This is a genomic window from Vibrio penaeicida (genome assembly GCF_002933855.1).
GTDB classification, from domain to species: Bacteria; Pseudomonadota; Gammaproteobacteria; order Enterobacterales; family Vibrionaceae; genus Vibrio; species Vibrio penaeicida_A.
The window spans coordinates 1-3,424 of record NZ_BFAQ01000091.1; the positions used below are offsets into that span (position 1 = coordinate 1).

Annotated in this window: 5 protein-coding genes; 3 read left to right on the forward strand and 2 right to left on the reverse strand. The window is 40.9% G+C overall.

Going from position 1 to position 3,424, the window contains the following annotated elements; genetic code table 11:
• A partial coding sequence (locus VPNCDNU1_RS28505; RefSeq protein ID WP_145959507.1) for an IS3 family transposase occupies nt 1-277 on the forward strand: 277 nt, incomplete at its 5' end.
• Between the two features lie 78 nt (nt 278-355).
• Here the strand turns inward: VPNCDNU1_RS28505 and VPNCDNU1_RS28510 are convergent.
• On the reverse strand, nt 356-1,006 hold the full coding sequence (locus VPNCDNU1_RS28510; protein WP_104403505.1) for a thiopurine S-methyltransferase: 651 nt from the start codon (nt 1,004-1,006) through the stop codon (nt 356-358).
• Between the two features lie 278 nt (nt 1,007-1,284).
• On the opposite strand from VPNCDNU1_RS28510, the gene VPNCDNU1_RS28515 reads away from it, so the two are divergent.
• Both VPNCDNU1_RS28515 and VPNCDNU1_RS28520 read left to right on the forward strand, forming a co-directional pair.
• Nucleotides 1,285-1,809, forward strand: a complete 525-nt coding sequence (locus VPNCDNU1_RS28515) for a hypothetical protein (protein WP_145959508.1) — start codon at nt 1,285-1,287, stop codon at nt 1,807-1,809.
• Between the two features lie 136 nt (nt 1,810-1,945).
• Nucleotides 1,946-2,719, forward strand: coding sequence for a RelA/SpoT domain-containing protein (locus VPNCDNU1_RS28520; RefSeq protein ID WP_104403507.1), 774 nt, complete (start codon nt 1,946-1,948; stop codon nt 2,717-2,719).
• A gap of 205 nt (nt 2,720-2,924) precedes the next feature.
• Here the strand turns inward: VPNCDNU1_RS28520 and ihfA are convergent, their stop codons facing one another.
• Complete coding sequence (ihfA, locus tag VPNCDNU1_RS28525) at nt 2,925-3,221, reverse strand: integration host factor subunit alpha (RefSeq protein ID WP_101115356.1); 297 nt, start codon at nt 3,219-3,221, stop codon at nt 2,925-2,927.
• Nucleotides 3,222-3,424 lie beyond the last annotated feature (203 nt).

Consider the following 3,424-nt stretch of genomic DNA (forward strand, 5'->3'; position numbering starts at 1 on the left):
GCAATATAGGCATAGGAAATATCAGAAAACTCTCGCTGAGCGGGGATTAACTCAAAGTATGTCACGAAAAGGAAACTGCTTGGATAACGCAGTAGCAGAGAACTTCTTTGCCGTGTTGAAAACAGAAATGTACCATAACCAGCACTTTGAAGATGCCGATGACTTAATCGCACATATTGAAGAATACATAGAGTACTACAATACGAAACGCATCAAGGTGAAACTAGAAGGCCTGACTCCGACGGAATATCGAAATCAGGCCTTACAAGCCGCTTAACAGAAATGTCCAACTTTATGGGGTCACTTCATTATGCTGGCTTTCTCTTAATTTGAATTTGCGCGAAGTCGACTCACTCTATGCTTCCGACTCTATCACCCAAACCTCTTCTGCAAATCGAGTCAATCCCTTTTGAATTCTTGGGTGACTTTCGTCAGCGTCGTCACGGGATACGTGGGTAATTTTAAACCCAGAAAACAATTCATGTATCTCGGTAGCAGAAACGCTAAATGGAGGACCCGTCATTTCTTTTTGATCATAATCCAACGACACCAAAAGAATTTTGCCCCCCGGAAGCAGTAGCGATTTCAGTCTTTCTACATAGTCACGTCGCATTTCTTTAGGCAAAGCGATCAATGCAGCGCGATCATAAACTAAATCAACAGGTTGTATCGGCGCTGTAAAATAATCGCCCGCGTAAATACTTAGCTCATCAAATTGATAAAGTTCATGCTGACCAGAAACTGTCGTGACCGTGGGTGTATAAAACTGCTCAGCAAAAAAGGCTCTAACAGCAATATCACTGAGCTCTACACCTTGAACATCTTCGTGGAATTTGGCTAACCAAACAAGATCTTCAGACTTTCCACATAAGGGGACAAACACCTTCTTTTCACGGCTAGGTTCGAGTAATTTCCAATGTTCAATTAAAACGGGGTTTACATCGGTTAAGTGAAACCCTATCTGGTTAGACGCCCATTTCTGATGCCAAATTTCTTGGTCTTGCATTACCATTCCTCAAGCTAATACACTTTTGTAGAGAATATAGGATCGTCTCTTAAACGGAAAGAGATGATGCTGATTGGCAAAGAAAGTGATACTAGATAATTGGAACTAAAGTGCTAATTATTTGTTTCACTCCCCACCAACGCTAGCCACTCAAATTGGGTGAATATCACACTTTCATGAAGTTTTGCATTAAACCTTAGTATCTGTCATGGATTTAATGCATGAATCGCCGTAATTTGTGCCGCATAAAACTACAAATACAATCGTCAGGTTTAAACATGGCTAATCGCACACTTATATTTGGCAATATAGGCGCGGGAAAGTCTGCATTGGCAATAAAAATTTCGTCTATCACCGGTCAAAAGCACATAGAGCTTGATGAATTGGCATGGCATGACGAACAGCATTCTATTACCGAAAAATTGCAGTTTCTTTCTAATGAGCTTCAACATCTAAACACTTCAGGTAACTGGGTCGCAGAAGGAGTATTCGGGCAATCGCTTTCAAAGCTTATGGTAAAGAGCACACAAGTCATATTTCTTGATATGCCTTTGCTAACCTGTCTGAATCAATTGGATAAACGTTATAGAAATGAGCTACACATTTCCGATCTTGAACGTCAAAAGCTTTGGGCAAGCTCATATTACCAGAGGGAAACGGCTAACTCTTATGCTTACCATAGCGAACTTTTTGATCGTTTTTCTGGGCATAAAGTAAGAATATCAGATACGAAATCGTTGACGGATTTCTGCGCTCAGCTAGATCGCACAAAAAATGCGCACAACCTCACATTAATCGACTAAATATACCACTAGGGGTTGGAACTTAACCTTTTCATCCCTATCTAATCTATATCTGCCAAATGCAGACGTTTCAACTTCTTAACGCGTTCAGTACCCTTTTTGTACACAATTTACTGCGCTTAAACTAGGAGTATGAATGAACCTGTTTCTGAAAACTACGGCTTTGATGCTATTGCTTCTGAGTAAAGCACCTTTTGCTGCCGTAAGCTCTCCAACGTATAACTCCGACTCTGCACGCTCTTCTGGCACTTCTCAAAACCAGCCAAATGCCAACGTATTTCGACGTAGCTTGAGCGGTCTGTATAGCATTCCATCGACTAACGCTAAACCCATTCAACCTTATTCAGACTTTGATGTGTTGTATTCCAAAGCTCATCAAGCGCAATTTGAATTGGAGAATCTTTGTAAAACAGCCGGCATGTTGAGCGGAACGACCCCCTACTTCGCAGGTGTTAAGAGTGAATCTAGAGCAAAAGACAAAATTGAAAAAGAGTTAGAGGGAAACGTATCAAGGATTACCGATTTAGCGCGAGCAACCTTAGTTGCTAAAGACATCCCAAGTTTGGTTGCTGCCTACGAAATGCTTCATAAAAACGCAAAAATTCTGAAAGTGAAGAATCGCTTCAAGTCCCCTACACCATCTGGTTATAGAGATCTTAATGTCTTGCTGGAATTGCCCGGTACTAAGCTCATAGCGGAGGTACAGTTGCATTTAAGTGATATTGCCGAAGTAAAGAGTGGTGCAGAGCATAAAATCTATCAGAAGATTCAGTTTATTGAACGTACAGCTGCGATTGAATCAAGGGAAATGAATGATATTGAAATTCAAAACATAAAACAGTTAAGATCAAAAGCCAAAACCTTGTATCAAAACGCTTGGCAACCTTATATTGCGCCTCAGGCTGCTTAAGGTCCGTTAATTGGAGTATTAGAAGAGCTTAGCGGCGAAAAATTAACAAATCGTTAAGTTAGAAACCAAGAAGCTGCCAGACTTAAGATTTATACCTTAAGTCAAGCAGCTTCAAGCAGTTGAGTTTCCCACGCAGCAAAACGAATACGTTTAAAACCACCATAAATCAAAATGACCACAAGCGAATGTGGTCAATTTGCTTAGGCTACTTTTCAACCTTGATGTTTTCGACCCGGGCTTTTAATTTTTGACCTGGTCGGAACGTAACAACACGTCGAGCAGTAATTGGAATGTCTTCGCCCGTTTTAGGGTTACGACCTGGTCTCTGATTTTTATCGCGAAGATCGAAATTCCCGAAGCCTGACAGTTTTACCTGTTCGCCACTTTCTAGGGCTTTTCGAACTTCCTCGAAAAACACTTCAACCGTTTCCTTGGCATCCCGTTTACTGTATCCGAGCTTTTCAAACAGGTTCTCAGCCAAATCGGCCTTTGTGAGCGCCATAAAACTTCCCTCAAAGCTGTGTTAAACAATAGCTACAAAAACTGTAGCGCCAAAGCACTTTGTGGGACCTTTAAGGTAGTTGAAGACCCCACAAACAAAAGTGTATGCCAAGCTTATGATTTTCGCCAATTTTTTTCTAATGCCATATTAAGCGCAAACTGTAAGTAGCTGATAATTTACTCAACAGAAGTAATGTTTTAAAG

Excerpts from the sequence above, each read along its gene's own strand:
- VPNCDNU1_RS28510 (WP_104403505.1), bottom strand. The coding sequence starts at position 1,006 with ATGCAAGACCAAGAAATTTGGCATCAGAAATGGGCGTCTAACCAGATA.
- VPNCDNU1_RS28515 (WP_145959508.1), top strand. The coding sequence starts at position 1,285 with ATGGCTAATCGCACACTTATATTTGGCAATATAGGCGCGGGAAAGTCT.
- VPNCDNU1_RS28520 (WP_104403507.1), top strand. The coding sequence starts at position 1,946 with ATGAACCTGTTTCTGAAAACTACGGCTTTGATGCTATTGCTTCTGAGT.
- ihfA (WP_101115356.1), bottom strand. The coding sequence starts at position 3,221 with ATGGCGCTCACAAAGGCCGATTTGGCTGAGAACCTGTTTGAAAAGCTC.